The organism is Halorhodospira sp. 9628, assembly GCF_022228075.1.
Lineage (GTDB): Bacteria > Pseudomonadota > Gammaproteobacteria > Nitrococcales > Halorhodospiraceae > Halorhodospira > Halorhodospira halophila_A.
In genome coordinates this window covers 32,062-55,486 of the sequence record NZ_JAJNRF010000006.1, presented here as the reverse complement: position 1 = coordinate 55,486, position 23,425 = coordinate 32,062, and the positions used below count along the sequence as shown (strand labels likewise).

General features: G+C 68.2%; 16 protein-coding genes, 1 tRNA gene and 1 pseudogene. 14 read left to right on the top strand and 4 right to left on the bottom strand.

Going from position 1 to position 23,425, the window contains the following annotated elements; translation table 11 throughout:
* Positions 1 to 50: 50 nt before the first annotated feature.
* The 9 genes and pseudogenes from LRG10_RS13095 to LRG10_RS07705 form a co-directional block, all read left to right on the top strand.
* Positions 51 to 1,025 (top strand): annotated as a pseudogene (locus tag LRG10_RS13095) (methyl-accepting chemotaxis protein); the annotation flags it as partial.
* A 297-nt stretch (positions 1,026 to 1,322) separates the two neighbouring features.
* Positions 1,323 to 2,141, top strand: coding sequence for a CheR family methyltransferase (locus LRG10_RS07740; protein WP_201172820.1), 819 nt, complete (start codon positions 1,323 to 1,325; stop codon positions 2,139 to 2,141).
* Positions 2,110 to 2,793 (top strand): chemoreceptor glutamine deamidase CheD, encoded by a 684-nt coding sequence (gene cheD, locus LRG10_RS07735; protein ID WP_201172818.1) that lies wholly within the window; start codon positions 2,110 to 2,112, stop codon positions 2,791 to 2,793. Before LRG10_RS07740 ends, cheD begins: the two co-directional genes overlap by 32 nt.
* A 12-nt stretch (positions 2,794 to 2,805) precedes the next feature.
* A complete protein-coding gene (locus tag LRG10_RS07730; protein ID WP_201242334.1) occupies positions 2,806 to 3,852 on the top strand; it encodes a chemotaxis response regulator protein-glutamate methylesterase in 1,047 nt (348 codons plus the stop codon).
* 2 nt (positions 3,853 to 3,854) lie between these two features.
* Entirely contained in the window at positions 3,855 to 5,099 is a 1,245-nt protein-coding gene (locus tag LRG10_RS07725) for a methyl-accepting chemotaxis protein (protein WP_201172813.1), read from the top strand.
* A gap of 52 nt (positions 5,100 to 5,151) precedes the next feature.
* Positions 5,152 to 5,457 (top strand): STAS domain-containing protein, encoded by a 306-nt coding sequence (locus tag LRG10_RS07720; protein ID WP_201172810.1) that lies wholly within the window; start codon positions 5,152 to 5,154, stop codon positions 5,455 to 5,457.
* Between the two features lie 41 nt (positions 5,458 to 5,498).
* Positions 5,499 to 7,232 carry a fused response regulator/phosphatase gene (locus LRG10_RS07715; protein ID WP_238635072.1) on the top strand — a complete coding sequence of 578 codons (1,734 nt, stop codon included), beginning with the start codon at positions 5,499 to 5,501 and terminating at the stop codon, positions 7,230 to 7,232.
* Between the two features lie 14 nt (positions 7,233 to 7,246).
* Positions 7,247 to 7,930, top strand: coding sequence for a TVP38/TMEM64 family protein (locus LRG10_RS07710; RefSeq protein WP_201172806.1), 684 nt, complete (start codon positions 7,247 to 7,249; stop codon positions 7,928 to 7,930).
* Positions 7,931 to 8,143: 213 nt separating this feature from the next.
* A complete protein-coding gene (locus LRG10_RS07705; RefSeq protein ID WP_201172804.1) occupies positions 8,144 to 8,746 on the top strand; it encodes a superoxide dismutase in 603 nt (200 codons plus the stop codon).
* A gap of 153 nt (positions 8,747 to 8,899) precedes the next feature.
* Here the strand turns inward: LRG10_RS07705 and metH are convergent, their stop codons facing one another.
* Entirely contained in the window at positions 8,900 to 12,586 is a 3,687-nt protein-coding gene (gene metH, locus LRG10_RS07700) for a methionine synthase (RefSeq protein WP_238635071.1), read from the bottom strand.
* 365 nt (positions 12,587 to 12,951) lie between these two features.
* Between metH and LRG10_RS07695 the strand changes: the two genes are divergently transcribed.
* Positions 12,952 to 14,220 (top strand): aminotransferase class I/II-fold pyridoxal phosphate-dependent enzyme, encoded by a 1,269-nt coding sequence (locus LRG10_RS07695; protein WP_238633515.1) that lies wholly within the window; start codon positions 12,952 to 12,954, stop codon positions 14,218 to 14,220.
* 109 nt (positions 14,221 to 14,329) lie between these two features.
* On the opposite strand, the gene ettA is transcribed toward LRG10_RS07695, so the two are convergent.
* A complete protein-coding gene (gene ettA, locus LRG10_RS07690) occupies positions 14,330 to 16,000 on the bottom strand; it encodes an energy-dependent translational throttle protein EttA (protein ID WP_238635070.1) in 1,671 nt (556 codons plus the stop codon).
* A 222-nt stretch (positions 16,001 to 16,222) separates the two neighbouring features.
* On the bottom strand, positions 16,223 to 18,259 hold the full coding sequence (locus tag LRG10_RS07685) for an ATP-binding protein (protein ID WP_238635069.1): 2,037 nt from the start codon (positions 18,257 to 18,259) through the stop codon (positions 16,223 to 16,225).
* A 214-nt stretch (positions 18,260 to 18,473) separates the two neighbouring features.
* Here LRG10_RS07685 and LRG10_RS07680 point away from each other — a divergent pair.
* A tRNA-Gly gene (locus LRG10_RS07680) sits at positions 18,474 to 18,548 on the top strand.
* Positions 18,549 to 18,658: 110 nt separating this feature from the next.
* Here LRG10_RS07680 and LRG10_RS07675 read toward each other — a convergent pair.
* Positions 18,659 to 19,198, bottom strand: coding sequence for a zinc ribbon-containing protein (locus tag LRG10_RS07675; protein WP_201172774.1), 540 nt, complete (start codon positions 19,196 to 19,198; stop codon positions 18,659 to 18,661).
* Positions 19,199 to 19,392: 194 nt separating this feature from the next.
* On the opposite strand from LRG10_RS07675, the gene leuS reads away from it, so the two are divergent.
* From leuS to holA, 3 genes are read left to right on the top strand one after another with little or no spacing between them, the layout of a single operon-like run.
* On the top strand, positions 19,393 to 21,846 hold the full coding sequence (leuS, locus tag LRG10_RS07670) for a leucine--tRNA ligase (RefSeq protein WP_201172772.1): 2,454 nt from the start codon (positions 19,393 to 19,395) through the stop codon (positions 21,844 to 21,846).
* A 26-nt stretch (positions 21,847 to 21,872) separates the two neighbouring features.
* Positions 21,873 to 22,394 carry an LPS assembly lipoprotein LptE gene (lptE, locus tag LRG10_RS07665; protein ID WP_238635068.1) on the top strand — a complete coding sequence of 174 codons (522 nt, stop codon included), beginning with the start codon at positions 21,873 to 21,875 and terminating at the stop codon, positions 22,392 to 22,394.
* Complete coding sequence (holA, locus tag LRG10_RS07660; RefSeq protein ID WP_201172759.1) at positions 22,394 to 23,398, top strand: DNA polymerase III subunit delta; 1,005 nt, start codon at positions 22,394 to 22,396, stop codon at positions 23,396 to 23,398. Before lptE ends, holA begins: the two co-directional genes overlap by 1 nt.
* Positions 23,399 to 23,425 lie beyond the last annotated feature (27 nt).

Here is a 23,425-nt window from a genome sequence, read left to right as displayed (position 1 = left end):
AGCTCAGTCACCGGGTGGAGACCTCGGAGATGTCCGAGGGGTTCATCCGGACCCTCAGCGAGGACATCAACATGGTCCTCGACGTTACGCAGGCCCCGGTGCGGGAGGTCATCCGGGTCATGGAACTGGTCTCCAAGGGGGACCTGACCCAGCAGATGCAGGGCGAGTTCAAGGGCGACTTCGGCCAGCTCCAGGACTGGGTCAACTCGACCATCGATGTGTTGCGCCGGACCGTGGACAGCGTGCGCGAGACCGCCAACGGCATCGCCAGCGCCTCCTCGGAAATCGCCCAGGGCAACCAGGATCTCTCCCAGCGGACCGAAGAGCAGGCCAGCTCCCTGGAGGAAACCGCCTCGAGCATCGAGGAGCTCACCTCGACGGTCAAGCAGACCGCCGACAACGCCCGCGAGTCCAATCAGCTCGCCACCTCGGCCCGTGAGCGGGCCGAGCGCGGACAGGACATCTCCGGCCAAGTGGTCGAGGCCATGGGGGCGATCAAGCAATCGAGCCGCGAGATCTCGGACATCATCACGGTCATCGACGAGATCGCCTTTCAGACCAACCTGCTCGCCCTCAACGCCGCCGTGGAGGCGGCCCGCGCCGGCGAGCACGGGCGCGGCTTCGGGGTGGTGGCCGCCGAGGTGCGCAACCTGGCCCAGCGCAGTGCCACCGCGGCCAAGGACATCAAGAAGCTGATCAACGACAGCGGTGAGAAGGTTGAGGACGGCACCCGCCTGGTCAACGAGTCCAACGAGACCCTCAAGGAGATCCTCGAGGCGGTGCAGACGGTGACCGACAAGGTCGCCGAGATCTCCGCGGCCAGCGAGGAGCAGTCCTCGGGCATCGACGAGATCAACAAGGCGGTCAGCCAGCTCGACGAGGTCACCCAGCAGAACGCCGCCCTGGTGGAGGAGGCCGCCTCCGCGGCCGAGTCCCTGGACGAGCAGTCGGACAACCTTGTGGAATTGATGTCCTTCTTCGGCGGCGGCGAGGAGACCCCGAAAGGCGGTGGCGCCAAGACGAACCGCTCCGGCCACGCTGGCCAGAAGAGCGGGCAGGCGACGGGCCAGGCCAAGGGCCAGGCGGGCGGCGGCGCCCGGGCCGGGCAGAGTGGCTCGCGTACCGGCACCGGTGCCGGCGGACAGCGCACCAGCGGTTCCGGCGGGCAGCAGCGCACCAGCGGCACGAGTCAGCAACGCCGCAGCACGGCCGGCAACGGCGGGGGCCGGCGCACCGCGAGCACCGAGGTGAACGACGGCGAGTGGGAAGAGTTCTGAGGCGCGGTGGGAGGGCGATTGTGACGGGCAGCCAGGAGGGCGTCGGTGAGTGGTGAGCGTGAGTTCCGTTTTACGCGAGAGGACTTCGAGTGGATCCGCGAGACCGTGGGACGCGAGACCGGGATCCAGCTCAGCGACGCCAAGAGCGACATGGTCTACTCGCGCCTGGCGCGCCGCCTCCGGGCCCTCGGGCTGCGGGATTTCGCGAGCTACCGCAAGCTGCTGCTCGACGACCCCGAGCGCCAGGAGATGGCGCACTTCGTCAATGCCCTGACCACCAACCTCACGGCGTTCTTCCGCGAGGCGCACCACTTCGAGCACCTGGCCGGGGTGCTCGAGGCGTCCTCCGGCACCGTTCGCATCTGGTCGGCGGGCTGCTCAACCGGCGAGGAGGTCTACTCGGCGGCCATCGTGGCCCGGGAGGTCTTCGGCGATCGGGCTGCTGATCGGGTCCAGATCCTTGGCACGGATCTCGACAGCAACGTACTCGAACGCGGACGCCGCGCGGTCTACGATCAGAAGCGCGTCGACGGGCTGAGCCGGGAGCGCCTGCGCAGGCACTTTCTGCGCGGCAAGGGCAGCAAGGAGGGCATGGTCCGCGTCCGCCCGGAGGTGTGCCGGCTGGTCGAGTTCCAGCAGCTGAACCTTCTGCATGAGTGGCCGTTCCGGGAGCCGTTCGACATCGTCTTCTGTCGCAACGTGATCATCTACTTTAACAAGGAGATCCAGCGCCGGCTGTTCGACCGCATGGACCGAGCCATGGCCCCCCGGGGCTGGCTCTACATCGGGCATTCCGAGACCCTGTGGCGGGTCAGCGAGCGATTCGAATCCCATGGCCGCACCATCTACCGCAAGCAGGACTGAACTGCGCCGTGCTTCCTGGCGCAACCGCGGCGTGGAGCTGCCCGAGTGCCTGCCCGGTTTCGAGCACATCAACCGGTACTGGGATCCGCAGCATGAAGCCTTTGCGGCCAAGATCCTGCCCGGCGAGTTCTACGTGACCCGGGGCCCGGAGATGGTGGTCACCGTGCTCGGCTCCTGCGTCTCGGCGTGTATCCGCGATCGCCGCCGGGGCATCGGCGGGATGAACCATTTCATGCTGCCGATCCGAGGTGGCGACCCGCACCACTGGGAGGGTGATCCACTGAGCACCGCCACGCGCTACGGCAACCACGCCATGGAGCAGCTGATCAATCGCATCCTCGCCGCCGGGGGCAGTCGCGATGAGCTGGAGGTCAAGCTCTTCGGCGGCGGCCGGGTCATGGCGGGGATGACCGACGTCGGCCAGCGGAACATCGAGTTCGCCCTGGAATACGTCCGTACCGAGCAGCTCCGCGTGATCGCGCAGGATCTCGGCGGGGAGTACCCGCGCAAGGTGCAGTACTATCCCGAGAGTGGTCGGGCCCGTTCCAAGAAGCTGATGAGCACGCGCAACGATACCGTGGTCCGGCGCGAGGAGCACTACCTCCACGAGATCGACGAGCGCCCCGTGTCCGGCGACGTGGATCTGTTCTAACGGGGGGGGCGCATGATCCGGGTACTGATTGTTGATGACTCCGCCCTCATCCGCCGGATGCTCACCGAGCTGTTCGCCGGTGTCGACGACATCGAGGTGGTGGGCACGGCGCGGGATCCCTACGACGCCCGCGAGAAGATCAAGCAGCTCAACCCCGACGTCCTGACCCTGGATGTCGAGATGCCGCGCATGGACGGCATCACCTTCCTGCGCAACCTGATGCGGTTGCGCCCGATGCCGGTGGTCATGGTCTCTTCGCTGACCGAGGAGGGCGCCGAGGAGACCCTTGAGGCGCTGGCACTCGGCGCCGTCGACTTCGTAACCAAGCCGCGCACCGATGTCAGCCACACCTTGGACGCGTATGCCGAGGAGATCATTGCCAAGGTGCGTACCGCCGCGCGGGCCCGGGTGCGGCCGGGGCACAGCCAGCCCCGGGGTGCCGCGCCGCAGCCGCATCAGCGCACCACGGACAAGGTGGTGGCGATCGGTGCCTCCACCGGTGGTACGCTGGCGGTGCAGCGGCTGCTCGAGGTGATGCCGCCCAACGCCCCGGCCACCGTGATTACCCAGCACATGCCGCCCGGCTTCTCGGCGGCCTTTGCCGAACGGCTCGATCACATCTGCGCCGTCTCGGTCCACGAGGCGCGAGACGGCCAGCGTGTGCTCCCGGGGCACACCTACATCGCCCCCGGTGGCTACCACCTTGAACTCCACCGCGACGGCAGCAAGTACATCTGCCGGATCACCGAGGACGAACTGGTCAATCGTCACCGGCCCTCGGTGGACGTTCTGTTCGACTCGGTGGCCCGGGCGGCCCGGAGCAACGCCGTGGGCGTGCTGCTCACCGGCATGGGCAGTGACGGGGCCGCCGGACTGGGGCGCATGCAGGCCGCCGGGGCCGTTACCATCGCCCAGGATGAGGCGAGCAGTGTCGTCTGGGGGATGCCGGGCGCCGCCGTCAAGGCCGGCCACGCGGATCAGGTCCTGCCGCTGGAGCGGATCGCCGAGGCGATCCTAGCGGCGGTGGCGCCGCCCTCCCACCCCACCCAGGAGAGGTGACTATGGTCGAGGTTGCCGAGGATCGCGACGGCGAGTCCATCGTCTACCACCCGAAGACGGCGTGGCTGCGCCACTACGGTGCGCCCTCCGCGCTAACCGTGGCAGCCATGGCGATCGCCTACGCCTGGCCGGCCACGGGGCCGCTGGCGGTGCTGCTCGGCGCCAGCGGTTGGGCCGTGGTCGGCTACCTGCGCCGACGCGAGACGGGCTGGAACGAGGCGACGGATACCGTGGAGGATCTGGAGGACGCCCTGCGCGATCTGCTCTACGACATCGACGACAGCCTCAACGCCGAGTTCCGGACGGTGAACAGCGACCTGGAGCAGATCCGCGGGCTGGTCGGCGATGCCGTGCAGTCGCTGAACCAGAGCTTCAACGGCATGGATCAGGCCACCGATGAGCAGGAGCGCCTTGCCCGGGCCGTGATCGAGCAGACCGGCGGGGACTCCGCGGTGGAGCAGTTCGGTATCTCCGAGTTTGTCCGCGAGACCGAGAGCTTCCTGAACAACTACGTCGACATGATCGTCGACATGAGCCGGCGCAGCGTGAAGACCGTCGAGCGCATCGACGACATGGTCGCGCAGATGGGGCGGATCCACGAGCTGCTTGCCGACCTCAAAGGGATCGCCAGCCAGACCGACCTGCTCGCCCTCAATGCCAGCATCGAGGCGGCCCGGGCCGGGGAGTCCGGTCGCGGCTTCGCGGTGGTCGCCGAGGAGGTGCGCAAGCTCTCCGAGAAGGCGAATCAGTTCAACGAGCAGATCGGCGAGGAGGTCAAGACGATCACCAAGCTGGTGGAGGAAGCCCGCACCGAGGTCGGCGAGATGGCCTCCAACGACATGAATGTGACCCTCTCCACCAAGGACCAGATCTCGGAGATGATGAAGAGCCTGCAGGATGTGGATCAGCAGGTGGAGCAGCAGGTCACGCGCATTTCCCAGGTCAGCGGGCAGATCGATCAGCATGTGGCCGACGCCGTTCGCGCGCTGCAGTTCGAGGATATTGTGACGCAGCTGGTGGATGGCTCGCGCGCCGGCGTCGAGGGGCTGGATGACTACCTCGACGGGGTACGCAATGTCCTTCAGGCCATCGCTGCCGACGACGTCCACGGCAGCCAGTACGCAGCACGCCTTCGGGAGGCCCGCGAACGGCTGGCCCAGCAGCGCCAGGAGCGTGAGGCGGCGCGGGCGAACCAGCGCAAGGTCGAGCAGCAGTCCATGGATCACGGCGACGTGGAGCTCTTCTGAGCCCCGCGGCGCCCCGCGAATTCGACACCGACAGCAAAGCAGGAGCGTAACGATGGGCATCCGAACCGAGCGCGAGGACGAGGGGCAAACCCTCGTCATGGCGATCCAGGGTTTCTTCGACTTCAGCCTGCACAAGGACTTTCGCCAGGCCTACAAGGGGGAGGAGGGCGTCCGTCGCTACGTGATCGACCTCTCTGAGACCGAATACATGGACAGCTCCGCCCTCGGCATGTTGCTGCTGCTGCGGGAGTCGGCCAGCGATCAGGGCGCCGAGGTGGTGCTGCGCAACTGCTCCCGCGAGGTGCGCAAGATCCTCGAGATCGCCAACTTCCAGCGCCTGTTCACCATCCAGGAGTAGGCCGCGTGGACGGCGCCGGGGGCGGGGAAACGGGGGGCACCATGGACAGGCTGGCCGAACAGGCGCTGCCCACTTTTCTGGTGGTTGATGACGAGCCGGTGAACACCATGCTCCTCGAGGCGATCCTCGGGGCGCGGGGTTTTCACGTGATTACGGCGGCCGATGGCGAGGAGGCGGTGGCCCGCTTCCGCGAGCAGCCGGTGGACATGATCCTCATGGACATCATGATGCCGCGGATGGACGGCTATCAGGCCACCCGGCAGATCAAGGCCATGGATACCGGGGGGTTCATCCCGGTGCTCTTCGTTACCGCCCTGACCGATGAGCAGCGGCTGGCGCAATGTGTCGAGGCCGGCGGCGATGACTTCGTCACCAAGCCCATCAGCCGGGTGCAGCTCAACGCCAAGATCGACTCCTGGCTGCGCACCCGGGCCCTCTACCACACTGTCGTCACCCAGCGCGACGCGCTGCGCAGCCACCAGGAGCGGCTCGAGCGCGAGCAGGAGACCGCCGAGCGCATCGTCGCCCGGGCTACGGCCTCCAGTGACCTTCAGGCGCCGGGGGTGCGCTACCACTATCAGCCGGCGGCTATCCTCAGTGGCGATATCCTGCTGGCCGCCCGCCGGCCCAACGGCAATCTGCTGATCCTTATCGGGGACTTCACCGGCCACGGGATCGGGGCGGCGGTCGGTGTGCCCGGGCTGGCGGCGGTCTTCTACGACCGGGTCGGGCGGGGGGCACACCCCGCCGAGTTGCTCGACGACGTCAACGAGAAGCTCTTCCGGAGCCTGCCGGCGGATATGTTCCTCACCGCGGCGATGCTGGAGGTGGACTGCCACAATCGCCGGCTCGGCGTGTGGAACGCCGGCATGCCGCCGGTTTGGGTCCTGCGCGGCGGTGAGGTGGTGCAGCGCTTCCCGTCGGTGGACCTGCCCCTGGGGGTGATCCGCGATACCGCGCCGGGGCGCCGGCAGCTGGCCTACCTGGAACTGACCTCCGGGCTCCACGCCTACGCCTGCTCGGACGGCATCGTTGAGGCCACCGATGCCGGCGGGCGGCTCTTCGGCAACGAGCGCATCGAGGCAGCGCTTTGCAGTGGGGATCCCGCTGCCGGATTCGACGCCTTGCTGGAGGCTGTCGGAGCCTTCCGGGCCGGGGACGAGCAGGGCGACGATACCACCCTGGTCTCCGTGGACTTGGACCGGCTGCTGGCCGAGGGGGCGGTGGGCGGCTACGGGGCGGCCGCCGCCGAGAACTGGTACAGCGAGTTGGTCCTGGACGCCGCGACCCTGGCCCACGTCAATCCGGTGCCGCCGATCATGAATCTGCTCGCCGAACTCGGGGCGCTGGAGGAGGACCGGCAGAGCCTCTACGTGGTCATCGCCGAGCTCTTCACCAACGCCCTGGAGCACGGCGTGCTCGGGCTCGACTCGGCGCTCAAGAGAGACCCGGATGGCTTCGAGGCCTATTACCAGCAGCGCGCCAGGGCGCTGGAGGCGCTGGAAGAGGGCGAGATCCGCCTGCGCGTGCAGTGCGACGCCGCCGACGGCAGCGGATACGGGATCGAGATCGAGGTGGAGGATTCCGGCGAGGGGTTCGACTACCGGCGCATTCTGGAAGGCGGCGGCGGCCACGGGGCGCCCATCGGTGCGGGCCGGGGCATCCTGCTGGTGCGCTCACTGTGTGACGAACTGAGCTACTTCCCGCCCGGCAACCGGGTGCGGGTGCGGTATACGCCGGGGGGGCGCCCGCGCCCCTCGCGGCCCGATTCGTAGTAGCATCGGGCGCCATGCGCTTGCGTCTTCCCCAACCCTCGGTGCGCTGGTGGCCGGGGTATCGCCCCTTCCTGCTCGCGCTGCTGCTGCTCAGCGGCCTGGCGGTGGCCGTGTGGGGGCCCTGGGATGCCGAGGACGTTGTCGCCTGGGGCGAGCTCCTGGTCGAACGTCCCTGGTTGCTGCTGGTGGTCGTCGTGCTGCAGGCGGCGCTGTTCACCCTGGCGTTGCCGGGCAGCCTCTTCCTCTGGGTCGTCGCCCCGTTCTACCCGCCTTGGATGTCCACGCTCACGCTGGTGGCGGGCAGTACCCTGGGCGCCCTGGGGGCGTACGGGGTGGCGTGGTTGCTGGGCCGTGATGCGGTGCCGGCGGACAGCCGCTGGATCCGGGTGCTCCGGGGCAACAGCGATTTCCTCAGCCAGTGCGCCATCCGGGCCCTGCCCGGCTTTCCGCACCCGCCGCTGAACTACGGGGCCGGCTGGCTGGGGTTGCCGTTGAAGACCTTCGTCGTCGCCACGGTGGTTGGGCTGGGGATCAAGTGGGGGGTCTTCTCGCTGGCGATCTACAGCGCGGTCGAGGCAGCCGCCCGGGGCGGGGAGATCGATACCCGGGCCGTGGTGGTCCTGCTCGGGGTGGCCGTGCTGTTCGTCGCGGGGGCCTTCCTGCGGCGACGCCTGACCGGGCGCGGGAAGGACGCCTGAATACGCGGCGCCGCGGGTTGATCAGACTGCTCGATGCCCGAGCGGCCATAACGGCTATAGTGTCCCCCGGGCGGGCTCCCGAGAGCGGCGGGCGGAGACAACCCAGAATCCGCGGGATTGATGCCGTGCCCCTCGGCCCCCCATGATGGATTTGTACGCCCTGGCACAAAGCGCAGGGACGTCACGACCGCGCGAAGGAAAGGAGAGATCCTGATGGCCTATCAACTCCCCGATCTGCCCTACGACTACGGCGATCTGGAGCGCTCCATCGACGCCCAGACGATGGAAATCCACCACACCAAGCACCACAACACCTACGTTACCAAGCTCAACGATGCCGTCTCGGGGACGGAGCACGAGGGGCAGCGGCTGGAGGATCTGCTTGCGCGCGTCTCGAGCCTGCCTCTGGCGATCCGCAACAACGGGGGCGGACACTGGAACCACGACCTGTTCTGGCGGGTGATGTCGCCCAACGGCGGCGGCAAGCCGTCGGGGGATCTGGCCACGGCCATCGACTCGGCCTTCGGCTCCTTCGATCAGTTCCGCGAGCAGTTCACGCAAGCCGCGCTGGGGCGTTTCGGCTCCGGCTGGGCGTGGCTGATCCAGACCTCGCGAGGGCTGGAGATCACCGATACCCCCAATCAGGACAACCCGCTCATGGACGTGGCGCCCAAACAGGGTACGCCGCTGCTCGGCCTGGATGTCTGGGAGCACGCCTACTACCTGCGCTACCAGAACCGGCGGCCCGACTACGTCGAGGCGTGGTGGGATGTCGTGAACTGGGATGAGGTCGCCTCGCGGTTCCAGGCGACGTAATGCTCTTGAGCGGGGCAGGGGTAGGGGGTAGCGTTCGCGGCCTGCCAGGCGGTGCGTGATGCCCCGGGACCCCGTCCCTGATTCCCAGAGCTTGCAGTGGGCAGGCCCCCTCGCCCGTCTCGGCGGGCGAGGGGTCTTGACGGGCGGTTCCCCTCAGTCCTCGGGGTCGTAGCCGAGGTTCGGCCCCAGCCAGCGTTCCGCCTCCTTGCGGGACATCCCCTTACGCTTGGCGTAATCCTCCACCTGGTCCTGGAAGATCTTCCCGACGCCGAAGTACTTGGCCTCCGGGTGGCCGAAGTACCAACCGGACACGGCAGCGGTGGGGACCATGGCCTTGGACTCGGTCAGGCTCAGGCCGATGTTCTCCTCGACGTTAAGGATCTCCCAGAGGCGGTCCTTCTCGGTGTGGTCGGGGCAGGCCGGGTAGCCCGGTGCCGGGCGGATGCCCTGGTACCGCTCCTTGATCATGTCCTCGTTGGACAGGTTCTCGTCGGCGGCGTAGCCCCAGAACTCCTTGCGCACCCGCTCGTGCAGGCGCTCAGCGAACGCCTCGGCCAGGCGGTCGGCCAGGGCCTTGAGCATGATGGCGCTGTAGTCGTCACCGGCGGCCTCGAAGCGCTGGATGTGCTCGTCGATGCCGATCCCGGCGGTGACCGCGAAGGCGCCCATCCAGTCCGGCACGCCGCTTTCCTTGGGCGCGATGAAGTCGGCCAGGGACTGGTGCGGCTTGCCCTCACCCTTCTCGGTTTGCTGGCGCAGATGACACAGCGTGGCCAGCACCTCGCTGCGTGCCTCGTCGGCGTAAACCTCGGTATCCTCGCCAGTGCTGTTCGCCGGGAAGAGGCCGAACACAGCGCGGGCGGTCAGCCACTTCTCGTCGATGATCCGCCGCAGCATCGCCTGGGCGTCGTCGAAGAGCTTGCGCGCCTCCTCGCCCTGCTTCTCGTCATCGAGGATCTTCGGATACTGGCCCCGCATCTGCCAGGCGGCGAAGAACGGCGTCCAGTCGATCCGCTCGACCAGATCCTCCAGCGGGTAGTCGTCCAGTACCTGGACTCCCGGCCTCTCGGGCTCCTGAGGCCGGTGGGTCGACCAGTCGATGGGCGTGGCGTTCTTCTTGGCCTGCTCGAAGGAGACCCACTTGGTCTTCTGCTGCCGGGCCTCGTGCTGTTCGCGCACCTGTTGATACTCAGCGGCCAGCTCCTGCTTGTACGGCTCGGCCTGGGTTTCGCTGACCAGCTTGGAGGCCACGCCAACGGCGCGCGAGGCGTCCTTGACGTAGATGCTGGGCGCCGAGTAGTTGGGCGCGATCTTCACGGCGGTGTGCACCCGTGAGGTGGTGGCACCGCCGATGAGCAGCGGGCAGGTGAAGCCCTGGCGCTCCATCTCCTGGGCCACGCCGATCATCTCGTCGAGCGACGGCGTGATCAGCCCGGAGAGGCCGATGATGTCGGCGTTGACCTCCTTGGCCTTCTGCAGGATGGTCTCCGTGGGGACCATGACGCCGATGTCGTGGACCTCGAAGTTGTTGCACTGCAGGACCACCGCCACGATGTTCTTGCCGATGTCGTGGACGTCGCCCTTGACGGTGGCGATCAGCACCCGGCCGGCGGGCTCATCGTCACCGGACTTCTCGGCCTCGATGTAGGGAAGGAGGTGGCTCACCGCCTGCTTCATCACGCGGGCGGACTTGACCACCTGGGGCAGGAACATCTTGCCCTCGCCGAAGAGGTCGCCGACGGTGTTCATACCGTCCATCAGCGGTCCCTCGATCACCTGGATCGGGCGCTCGTGCCGCTGCCGCGCCTCCTCGACGTCCACGTCGATGTAGTCGGTGATGCCCTTGATCAGGGCGTGCTCGAGGCGCTTCTCCACCGGCTCCTCGCGCCAGGAGAGGTCCTCCTCCTTCTTCTTGCCGCCCTGGCCCTTGTAGCGGTCGGCCAGCTCCAGCAGGCGGTCCGTGGCGTCGTCGCGGCGGTTGAGGATGACGTCCTCGCAGAGCTCGCGCAGCTCCTTGTCGATCTCGTCGTAGACCTCGATCTGGCCGGCGTTGACGATGGCCATGTCCAGTCCCGCCTTGATGGCGTGGTAGAGGAAGACCGAGTGCATGGCCTCGCGGACCGGCTCGTTGCCGCGGAACGAGAAGGAGAGGTTGGACAGGCCGCCGGAGATCTTGGCGTGGGGCAGGTTCTCCTTGACCCAGCGGGTCGCCTCGATGAAGTCGACGGCGTAGTTGTTGTGCTCCTCGATGCCGGTGGCCACGGCGAAGATGTTCAGGTCGAAGACGATGTCCGCGGGCTCGAAGCCGTCATTGACCAGCGTGTTGTACGCCCGCTCGGCGATCTCCAGGCGCCGCTCGTAGGTGTCGGCCTGCCCCTTCTCGTCGAAGCACATGACCACGGCGGCGGCGCCGTAGCGCTTGAGCTTGCGGGCCTGCTGCAGGAAGGCTTCCTCGCCCTCCTTGAGGGAAATGGAGTTGACCAGGCCCTTGCCCTGGATGCGCTTGAGTCCCTCCTCCATGATGTCCCACTTCGAGGAGTCGATCATGATCGGCACCCGGGAGATGTCCGGTTCGGACCCGACCAGGTTGAGGAAGTCGATCATCGCATCCTTGGAGTCGAGCATGCCCTCGTCCATGTTGATGTCGATGATCTGGGCGCCGTTCTCCACCTGCTCCTTGGCCACCTCCAGGGCGGTCTCGTAGTCGCCCTCCTTGATCAGGCGGCGGAAGCGGGCCGAGCCGGTGACGTTGGCGCGCTCGCCGATGTTCACGAACAGCGAGTCGTTGCCGATGTTGCACGGCTCGAGCCCGGACAGGCGCATGACGTCGGGCGCCGCTTCCGGTACCTGACGCGGGGCGAAATCCTTGACCTGCTCGCGGATGGCGGCGATGTGCGCCGGCGATGTGCCGCAGCAGCCGCCGATGATGTTGATCAGCCCCTCCTCGGCGAAGGTGCGCACGATCTTCGCCATCTCCTCGGGGCTTTGGTCGTACTCGCCGAACTCGTTGGGCAGGCCCGCGTTGGGGTGCGTCGAGATGTGCGTGTCGGCGATCTTCGACAGTTCCTGCAGGTGCGGGCGCAGGTCCTCGGCGCCGAGGGCGCAGTTCAGGCCGACGGAGATCGGCCGGGCGTGGCGCACCGAGTTCCAGAAGGCCGCCGCGGTCTGGCCCGACAGGGTCCGGCCGGAAGCGTCGGTAATGGTGCCGGAGATCATCACCGGCAGGCGCCGGCCCGATTCCTCAAAGACCTCCTCGAGGGCGTAGATGGCCGCCTTGGCGTTGAGGGTGTCGAAGACTGTCTCGATCAGGATCAGATCGGCGCCGCCTTCGAGGAGGCCCCGGGCCTGCTGCGCGTAGGCTTCGAACAGCTGGTCGAAGGTGATGTCGCGATAGCCGGGATTGTTGACGTCCGGGGAGATGGAGGCCGTCTTGCCGGTCGGGCCCATGGTGCCGGCGACGAAACGCGGGATGCCGGTCTCCTGCTCGACTTCGTCGCAGACGGCGCGGGCGAGCCGGGCCGCCTCGATGTTCAGCTCGTCGACCAGATGCTCGGCGCCGTAGTCGGCCTGGGAGAGAACCTGGGAGTTGAACGTGTTGGTCTCGACGATGTCCACACCGGCGTCGAGGTTCTGCCGCGTGATGTCGCGGATGATATCGGGCCGGGTGAGGACCAGCAGGTCGTTGTTGCCCTTGAGTTCCGAGGGGTGATCAGTGAAACGCTCGCCGCGGAAGTCGGCCTCCTCGAGCGGGTACTTCTGGATCTCGGTGCCCATCCCGCAGTCGAGGATCAGGATGCGCTGGGCGAGCTGGTCGCGAAGCTGTTGGCTACGATCGGTCATGGTCTAACGGTTCGCTCTGTGGCTCACGGGTTCTTCAGGCGCCCGCGCGCTATGCCGCCGCGAGGCTGCAGCCCGGATACGGCTTGCGTGGGAAGACGGAGAAGAGGGCGCGCACTCGCGCGGCCCGGCGCGGGGATGGGTGCCTGGTTGGATAATCGTTATCACGCCAGTATCTCAACCGCCGCCGCGGATTTCAACGTCGCCGCGGCGGAGGCCGTCCGCCAGGGCGCCGAGGCATAAGCTTAGCGCCGCCGGTTGCTTGATTCCCCGCAATGGCGATGCCACTTTTAATGAGCGCACGCGCGCCCGCGAGCCGGTAACGGCGGGGGCGCCCGATCCGGAACGTGGCAAAGGAGTCATCCGCGGTGAAACTTGAGACCCAGGCCGTCCATGCCGGCTACACCCCCGATCCGACCACCCGGGCGGTGGCGGTGCCCATCTACCAGACCACCTCCTACGCCTTCGATGACACGCAGCACGGGGCGGATCTCTTCGACCTGAAGGTGGAAGGGAACATCTACACGCGGATCATGAATCCGACCAACGCCGTGCTCGAGCAGCGGGTGGCGGCTATGGAAGGGGGCATCGGCGGCCTGGCGGTGGCCTCCGGCATGGCGGCGATCACCTACGCCATCCAGGCGATTACCCGCGCCGGCGATAACATCGTCTCCACCTCGCGGCTCTACGGCGGTACGTACAACCTCTTCGCCCACTCGTTGCCCATCCACGGCATCGAGGTGCGCTTCGCCGCCCAGGACGATTACGAGCGGATGGAGGCGCAGATCGACGAGCGGACGAAGGCGCTGTTCTGCGAGAGCGTCGGCAACCCCTCCGGTGAAGTGGTCGATGTCGAGCGGCTGGCCGAGATCGCCCACCGCCACGGCATCCCGCTGATGGTCGACAATACCGTGCCGACGCCCTACCTGTGGCGGCCCATCGATAACGGGGCGGATATCGTCATCCACTCCCTGACCAAGTACATGGGCGGTCACGGCACTACGGTGGGCGGGGTGATCGTCGACTCCGGCCGCTTCCCCTGGGCTAAGCACGGCGACCGGTTCCCGATGATGGTCGAGCCGGACCCCTCCTACCACGGCGTCGTCTACACCGAGGACATGGGCGAGGCGGCTTACATCACCCGCTGCCGGGTGGTGCCGCTGCGCAATATGGGTGCGGCGCTGTCGCCGTTCAACGCCTTCCAGCTGCTGCAGGGGATCGAGACCCTGCCGGTGCGCATGGACCGGCACTGCGAAAATGCCCAGCGCGTGGCCGAGTACCTGCAGTCCCATCCGCGGGTGAGCTGGGTGAAGTTCGCCGGCCTGGAGGACAGCCCGTACAAGCCGCTGGCCGATCGCTACATGGGCGGACGGGCGGCCAGCATCCTGAGCTTCGGGGTGAAGGGCGGCTTCGAGGCGGGCGCACAGTTCATCGATGCGCTGCAGCTGATCACGCGGCTGGTGAACATCGGCGATGCCAAGTCCCTGGCCTGCCATCCGGCCAGTACCACCCATCGCCAGCTCAATGAGGAGGAGCTGGAGAGCGCCGGGGTGTCGCGGGATCTGGTCCGGCTGTCCATCGGCCTGGAGCACGTCGACGACATCCTCGCCGACATCGATCAGGCCTTGAAACAGTAGTCAGCGTTCAGCGGGTCGGGCTCAGAAGGAGGGTTTCAGGGGCAGGCTCCTGGTTGTAGCGGGGCTGGCGGCAGCGAGGCCCGCCGCCACCAGCCTGTCGCCAGATCCCTCAGCCCGTACCCAGACGCTTGTACTTGATGCGGTGGGGCTGGGCGGCCTCCTCGCCGAGGCGCTTCTTGCGGTCCGCCTCGTAGTCCTGGTAATTGCCCTCGATGAAGACCGTCCGGCTCTCACCCTCGAAGGCCAGGATGTGGGTAGCGATCCGGTCCAGGAACCAGCGGTCGTGGGAGATCACCAGGGCGCAGCCGGGGAAGGTGAGCAGCGCATCCTCGAGGGCCCGCAGGGTCTCCACGTCCAGATCGTTGGTCGGCTCGTCGAGGAGTAGGGTGTTGCCGCCGCTCTGAAGCAGCTTGGCCAGGTGCACCCGGTTGCGCTCGCCGCCGGAGAGGTCGCCGACGCGCTTTTGCTGCTCGGAGCCGCGGAAGTTGAACTTGCCCACGTAGGCCCGCGACGGGGTCTCGAAGTTGCCGACCCGGATGTAGTCGTGGCCGCCGGAGATCTCCTCCCAGACCGAGTTCTCCGGGTTCAGGGCATCCCGGCTCTGGTCCACGTAGGCCAGCTCCACCGTATCGCCGACCTCGATGGTGCCGGCGTCGGGCGCCTCCTGGCCGATGATCATGCGAAAGAGCGTGGACTTGCCGGCGCCGTTGGGCCCGACCAGGCCGACGATGGCCCCCGGCGGGATGATGCAGCTCAGGTCCTCGTAAAGCAGCTCGCCGCGGAAGGCCTTCTGCACCCCGTCGGCGATGATCACCTTGTCGCCCAGGCGCGGCCCCGGCGGGATGTAGAGCTGCTGGGTCTCGTTGCGCTTCTGGAACTCCTGGGACTGCAGCTCCTCGAACTGCTTGATGCGCGCCTTGTTCTTGGCCTGGCGGCCCTTGGGGTTCTGCTGGACCCACTCGCGCTCCTGCTGGATCGCCTTGCGCTGGGCCTGCTCCTCGCGGGCCTCCTGCTGTAACCGCTTCTCCTTGTACTCGAGCCACGCGGAGTAGTTGCCCTGAAAGGGGATGCCCTCGCCGCGGTCGAGCTCGAGGATCCAGCCGGCCACGTTGTCCAGGAAGTAGCGGTCGTGGGTCACCGCAACCACGGTGCCGGGGAACTCGTGGAGGAAGCGCTCCAGCCACGCCACGCTCTCGGCGTCCAAGTGGTTGGTGGGCTCATCGAGCAGAAGCATGTCCGGCGCCGAGAGCAGCAGCTTGCACAGGGCCACCCGGCGGCGCTCGCCACCGGAGAGATTGGCCACGGAGGCGTCCCAAGGCGGCAGGCGCAGGGCGTCGGCCGCCTGCTCCAGCTTGCGGTCCAGGTCCCAGGCGCCGGCGGCCTCGATCTGGTCCTGCAGCTTGGATTGCTCGGCGATCAGGGCGTCGAAGTCGGCTTCCGGATCGGCGAACTGCGCGGAGACCTCGTTGAAGCGATCCACCAGGGCCTTGGTCTCGGCTACGCCTTCCTCGACGTTGCCGCGCACGTCCTTGTCGTCATTGAGCCTCGGTTCCTGGGGCAGGTAGCCGATCTTGATGCCAGGCTGCGGCCGCGCCTCGCCGTCGAACTCCTGGTCCTCGCCGGCCATGATGCGCAGCAGGCTCGACTTGCCCGCCCCGTTGAGCCCGAGAACGCCGATCTTGGCGCCCGGGAAGAAGGACAGCGAGATGTCCTTGAGGATCTGTCGTTTGGGGGGTACCACCTTGGATACCCGGTTCATGGTAAAGACGTACTGGGCCATAGCTCCGCCGCGTTAACGAACAGGGGTGGATGATCCGTAGGGTTACGGTCGCGATACCCCTGATTCTACCGCGTGATGGGCGGGTGGGCATCCGTTGACCATCCCTGGGCCTGGCTCCTCGGTCCGTGCGGGGGGGAGACCAGGCTCGACGCCGAGGGTCTGCCGCTGGCGGCCGTGCCTGGCGGGGCCGCCAGCGGTGCTCCGGTGCGGGCATGCAGCCGGTCAGGGAGGGTCCCGGGGCGCCAGGCGCACCAGCAGTGCCTCGAGATCGGACCGGCGGGCCGGCTTGGTGAGGAATTCGTCGCAACCGGCCTCGAAGCCCTGCTGCTCCACCTCGCTGCGCGCGTGGGCCGTGAAAAGGGCGATCGGGACCGGGGGCGCGTCCCGGCCCTCGGCCTCCTCGTCGCGGATTGCCCGCGTCAGCCGCAGGCCGTCGAGACCGGGCATCTGCAGGTCGAGCAGGAGGAGGTCGAAGGGGTGTTGGCGCCAGGTGCGCAGCGCGCTCGCGCCGTCCTCGACTACGGTGACCCGGGCCTCCATCCGTTCCAGAAGGGTCTGCGCCAGCATGGCGTTGGTCGGTTCGTCCTCGGCGACCAGGATGCGTAGACCGGGCGGGGGGCGCTCCGTCGTCTCTGTCGGCGGGCGCTGCGCCCGGGAGGCGCGCCGGTCGTCCAGCGCCTCCAGCGGGGTGGTCAGGGTGAAGGTCGATCCCCGGCCTTCGACGCTGTGCAGGTGGAGGTCGCCGCCGATCATCTGCGCGACTTCCCGGGTAATGGCCAGCCCGAGCCCGTGCCCCGGTTGCTCGCCTTCGTAGTCGCCCCGATCGAAGGCCGCGAAAACTTGGTCTCGCGTCGCCGCGGGAATGCCGGGGCCGGTGTCCTCGATGGCAAAGGCCAGCTGTTCGCCCTCGGGGCGGGCCGTCACGGTGACCCCGCCGGCCGTGGTGTACTTGACGGCGTTATCGATGAGGTTGGAGAGCGCCTGTTCCAGTCGCGTCCGGTCGCCCCGCACCCAGCGCGGGAGCCCGGCATCGACTCGGCAGATCAGATCGATGCCCTTCGCTCGCGCGGTCGGCCGATAGAGGGCGCATTGCCCCTCGATCAGCGAGGGGAGGTCCAGCGGTTCGGTATGCGCCTGTAGGCGGCCACTCTGCAGCTGGCTGAGCTCCAGCAGCGAGTCGATCAGCCCGTGCAGTCGTTCGCCGCCGCGCTGGCAGTATTCGGCGTAGCGCCTGCGTTCCTCCGCCGTGAGGTCCGTCTCGGCGAGCAGCTGGGAGAACCCCATCAGCGCATTCAGCGGGGTGCGCAGATCGTGGCTGATGGCGTTCAGGAAGTCGCTCTTGGCGCGCAGGGCCTGCTCCAGCTGCTGCTCCACCCACTTCTGATCGCTGATGTCGAAGGTCACGCTCAGGGTGGCGATGAGGTTGTTGTCGCTATCGGTGATCGGGTGGACCGAGAAGACCGCCGGGAAGGTGGTGCCGTCGCTGCGCAGCAGCTCCATCTCGCGGCGCACCGGGGTGGAATCGTGGCGGAGGTGCTCGATGATGGCCTCCGGGTGGAAGCGGTCCTCGGGGAGGTGGACCAGCGAGACCGGCCGGCCGACCAACTCGTGGCGGGCATACCCGAAGAGCGCCTCGGTGCCGGTGCTCGTCTCCTCGATGATCCCCTCCAGGTCCGTCTTGATCAGGCTGACCGAGGTGGCCGCCTGGAAGATGGCTTCGAGCTCGCGCTGCCGGTGCTCCAGCTGCCGGCGCAGCCGCTGCTCGTTCTCGCGGTGACGCAGCTCGAGCTGCGCGATGAGCAGATCGGCCAGATCCTCCAGCGGGATCAGCTCCTCCTTGCTGATCGTGCGCGGTTCGCGGTCCTGGATGCAGAGGACCCCGACGGGTTGCCCGGCGGGCGTGACCAGTGGGGCACCCGCGTAGAAGCGGATGCCGGGAGGGCCGGTGACGAGCGGATTGTCGTGGAAGCGCGGATCGGTGCGCGCGTCCTCGACCACCAGCAGCCCCCCTTCCGCGATGACGTGACCGCAGAACGAGATGGAGCGGGGGGTTTCGCAGTCTTCCAGGCCGCGGGCCGACTTGAACCACTGCCGGTCGCGGTCGACGAAGGAGACCGCGGCGATGGGTACGTCGTAGATTCGGCAGAGGGTGCGGACACAGCGATCGAAGGCCGCCTCGGCCTCGGTGTCGAGGATGCGGTAGCTGTACAGTGCCGCCAGCCGGATGTGTTCGTCATCGGGAATCGGGGCGGACTTCATGGCGCCTCCCTGGGGCGGCCGGTTCGGCTTGGACGGGTTGCACGGGCCGATACGGCTTCCAGGCCCCGGGTCCAGTTCTGCTCAGCATTACCCGCTTCGGGGCGGGGTTTCAAGTGGCCGTGGCACGCGAGCCCCGGCCCTCGCCATTGCCTGCAGAAACAAGGGGGTTGACGCCGGCGGCGATGCCTGTAGAATGCGCACCCGTAACGACACAGCGGGTGTAGCTCAGTGGTAGAGCACAACCTTGCCAAGGTTGGGGTCGTGGGTTCGAATCCCATCACCCGCTCCATCTCCCCTCCCTTTTCCGTTGTTTCCTGCTTCATGGCGCAGTGAATCGCGCCGAGTCCGAGTGGCCCGTCCCTCGCCACGGGCCACCTCCGCGTCTTGTCCGTCAACACATTACCGCTCTGCGTCGCGGTGTGCCGTGCGTACAAACTCGGTGTGCTCGCAGCCCGGGCACGGCGGGATGTGGCCGGGGCGCTGCAGCGTGATGGTGCGCCCGCAGGCGATGCACGCCAGTTCGCCGGGGCCGGCGATCTCGTCGGTGTGGTAGAGGCTGGGCTCGCCGGTGGTTACGAATCCGCGCAGTTCCATGCTGGTGCGGTCGGCCACCGAGGAAAAGGCGTCCCACAGCCAGCTCTCCAGCATCTGTAGGTCCATGCGCAGCCAGTCGCGCAGCGGGTGGTCGTGGCTGCGGTCGGCCAGCCAGGCGCCCGCCTCCTCCAGGTCGCGCTGCAGGGCGTCGCCCACCCGGTCGGCGTCGGCGCGGGGCAGTTCGCCGTCGGCGACCATGGCTCGCTTGACCTCCTCCAGGGCTTGGGCCAGGCGCGGGCCGCCATCCTCGCAGCTGGCGAAGCGCTCGCGCAGGCGGGTGAGCATGCGCTCGTAGCTGGTGGGCAGGTGGCCCGCCTGGTGTTCCGGGTCGGACTTTTTGCTCATGCGGCCTCCGTGTCGGGTCGATGCCATCGCACCTCGGGTACTGGGTACCAAGGTACTAGCAACGCCGGCCGATGTGCAGATTGCTTGCCGGATGCGAGCCTGCCCGGCGGATCCGGGGGCCGCGCAACTAGAACCCCGGGACGTGGCTCCGTTATCCTGCACGGCTCACCTGCCCGGGAAAGCGACAGACACCGATGGACAACCAGTACCGACCGAAAGAGATCGAAGCCGAGGCCCAGGCCTACTGGGAGCAGCAGCAGACCTTCAGGGCGCGCGAGGACACCGGACGCCCCAAGTACTACTGCCTGTCGATGTTCCCGTACCCCAGCGGACGGCTGCACATGGGCCACGTACGCAACTACACCATCGGCGACGTGGTCAGCCGGTATAAGCGCATGCAGGGCTACAACGTCCTCCAGCCCATGGGCTGGGACGCCTTCGGACTGCCCGCCGAGAACGCCGCCATGGAGCGCGGGGTGCCACCGGCAGCGTGGACCCGCGAGAACATCGCCGCCATGCGCGAGCAGCTCAAGGGGCTCGGCTTTGGGTACGACTGGTCCCGCGAGCTGGCCACTTGCGATCCCGACTACTACCGCTGGGAGCAGTGGCTGTTCACGCGGCTCTACCGCAAGGGGCTGGTCTACCGCGATACCGCGGCGGTGAACTGGGACCCGGTGGATCAGACCGTGCTCGCCAACGAGCAGGTGATCGAGGGGCGGGGCTGGCGCTCCGGGGCCCTGGTCGAGCGGCGCGAGATCCCGCAGTGGTTCCTGCGTATCACCGACTACGCCGACGAGCTGCTCGAGGCGCTCGATGAGCTCGAAGGGTGGCCCGAGCAGGTGCGCAATATGCAGCGCAACTGGATTGGCCGTTCCGAGGGCGTCGAGCTGAGTTTCGATCTGGCCGGTCGCGACGAGCAGCTGACCGTCTTTACCACGCGCCCGGACACCCTCTACGGGGTCACCTATATGGGCCTGGCGCCGGAGCATCCGATCAGCCTGGAGCTGTCCGAGGGCAACCCGGCCATCGCCGAGCTGGTTGACGAAGCCCGCTCGGGCGGCACGGCGGAGGCCGATCTGGCCACCCGCGAGAAGCGCGGCGCCGACACCGGGCTCGAGGCCGTGCATCCGCTCACCGGTGAGCGGATCCCGGTCTGGGTTGCCAACTTCGTGCTCATGGAGTACGGGTCCGGCGCGGTCATGGCGGTGCCCGCCCACGATCAGCGTGACTGGGAGTTCGCCAGCGCCTATGGGCTGCCCATCCGGCCCGTCGTGCACCCGGCCGACGGCAGCGAGCTGGACATCTCCGCCGGTGCCTTCAGCGACTACGGCGTGTTGGCCGACTCCGGCCCGTTCAGCGGCATGCCCTCTGATCGCGCCTTCGTGGCCATCGCCGAGCGCCTCGAGGGCGAGGGGCGGGGCCAGCGTCGGGTGCAGTACCGCCTGCGCGACTGGGGTGTGTCGCGGCAGCGCTACTGGGGCGCCCCGATCCCCATGATCCACTGTGCCGACTGTGGCCCGGTCCCCGTTCCCGACGATCAGCTGCCGGTGACGCTGCCCGAGGACGTGGCGATCAGCGGTAGCGGCTCGCCGATCAAGTCCATGCCGTCGTTCTACGAGACCACCTGCCCCGAGTGTGGCGGTGCGGCGCAGCGTGAGACGGACACCTTCGACACCTTCATGGAGTCGTCCTGGTACTTCGCCCGCTTCGCCTGCGCCGATCAGGACAGCGCCATGCTCGACGAGCGGGCGGACCACTGGGCCCCGGTGGATCAGTACATCGGTGGGATCGAGCACGCCGTTCTGCATCTGCTTTACGCGCGTTTCTACCACAAGGTGCTGCGCGACGAGGGGCTGGTCAGCTCCGATGAGCCGTTCACCCGGCTGCTCACCCAGGGCATGGTGCTCAAGGACGGGACCAAGATGTCCAAGTCCAAGGGCAATACCGTCGACCCCCAAGAGCTCGTCGAACGTTTCGGCGCCGATACCGTGCGCCTGTTCACCATGTTCGCGGCGCCGCCGGATCAGTCCCTGGAGTGGTCGGATTCCGGGGTCGAGGGCGCTTACCGCTTCCTGCGCCGCCTCCATGGCCTGGTGCGCGATCACGTCGCACGCGGTTCGGCGCCGGCGCTGGATCCGCAGGCGCTCAGCGACCCCCAGCGCGATTTGCGGCGCAAGGTTCACGAGACCATCGCCAAGGCCTCCGATGACATCGGCAAGCGCTTCACCTTCAATACCGCCATCGCGGCGGTGATGGAGCTGTGCAACGCCTTGGGCAAGGCCGGGGACGACAGCGACGCTGGCCGTGCGGTGATGCAGGAGGGGCTGGAGGCAGCCGTGCTGATCCTGGCGCCGATCACCCCGCACCTTTGCCACCACCTGTGGTTCGAGCTCGGCCATACGGCCCCGGTGGTCGAGGCCGCCTGGCCCGAGGCGGACGAGCAGGCGCTGGTCCGTGACGAGGTGGAGCTGGTGGTCCAGGTTAACGGCAAGCTTCGCGGCCACGTCACCCTGCCCGCCGACGCCGATGAGCAGCAGGCCCGGGAGGCGGCGCTGGCCGAGCACAACGTGCAGCGCTTCGTGGCCGACAAGGAGATCAGGAAGGTGGTCTTCGTCCCCGGCAAGCTCATCAACGTGGTGGCCAAGTAGCGGCCTTCCGCCGCCAGGGGGTGCGGATGCGATTATCGTGGCGGAACCGGTCCCAGGGGGTGGTCGGGCTGCTGGGCGTGGCAGTACTGGCCCTGGCGCTGAGCGCCTGCGGCTGGCAGCTGCGTGGCGCCCCGGGCGGGATCTCGCTGGACGACCGGGTCATTCAGGTGGTGGACGAGGCGGGTAGCAGCGAGCTGCGCCGCGAGGTGCGCCGCGCCATCGAGGGGGGCGGCGGGCAGTACACCGAGAGCGCCGCCGGTGCCGAGTGGGTGCTGACCCTGCACGGTCGGGGCAGCAGCCGCGACACCGCCTCGGTCGGGGCCGGCGGTGATGTGCTCGACTACCGGCTGATCTACACCATCGACTACAGCGTGGTCGATGCCGAGGGCGAGACGCGAATCCAGCGCACCTCGTTGGATGCCCAGCGCACCTTTGCCGATCCGGACGGCGGGGCCGACGAGCGCCGGGCCCGCGAGGCGGAGTTGGAGGAGGAGCTGCGAGCCGACGCCGTGCGCTTGCTGATGCTGCGGCTCCAGGCTCTGCGCTGATGGCCGAGCGGCCGGAGACCCTGCATCGCCAGCTCGAGCGCGGGGTGCTGCCCCGGGTCTGCTTCATCGCCGGGGAGGAGCCGCTGCTCCAGCGCGAAGCCGCCGACGCCGTGCGCCGTGCGGCCCGCGAGGCCGGGCACGCCGAGCGCGAGGTGCTCGATGTCGATGCCGGGTTCGACTGGGGGCGGCTGACCGAGGCTGCGGGCAGCCTGTCGCTGTTCGGCGATCGCCGCCTCCTGGAGGTGCGCATGCCCGGCGGCAAGCCCGGGCGCGACGGGGCCGAGGCCCTCAAGTCCTACTGCCGCGACGCCCCGGAGGACACCGTCTTGCTGGTGACCAGTGGCCGCCTGGAGCGTTCGGCCCGGGAGGCGGCGTGGGCGCGGGCGCTGGCCGGGGCCGGCATCTTTGTCTACTGCTGGCCGGTGCCGGGCCGCGACATGCCGCGCTGGGTGGCCGAGCGGCTGCGCCGCGCCGGGCTGCAGGCGGACCCCGAGGCGGCGGCGCTCATCGCCGAGCGCTCCGAGGGCAACCTGCTGGCTGCGGACCAGGCGGTGGAGAAGCTGCGCCTGCTCGTCGGCAGCGGGGGCGGTGTGGATGTCGAGACGGCCGCCGGGGCCCTGGCCGACAGCGCCCGCTATACCGTGGACGATCTGGCCGACGCTGCCCTGGACGGGGAGTGGACGCGGGCGCTGCGCGTTCTGGCCGCGCTGGAGGAGGAGGGCGTGCAGCCTCCGCTGATCCTCTGGGCCCTGGCCCGGGATATCCGTGTGGCGGCACGGCTGGCGGCCGGCGCCGACGAGGGCGTGCTGCAGCGCGAGCGGATCTGGAAGCGGCGGGCCGCGCGGTTGCGCAATGCCGCCCGCCGGCGCCCGGTGGCCACCTGGCGGCAGTTGCTGCAGCGCTGCCACCGGGTGGATCGGGCGATCAAGGGGCTCCCGCCGGGGGAGCCGTGGGAGCAGCTGCGGGCCCTGGTCTCTCGCCTGGCGCGTGCCATGGCAAAATAGTGCCGGAAGGTACACCCTGTTCCTGAT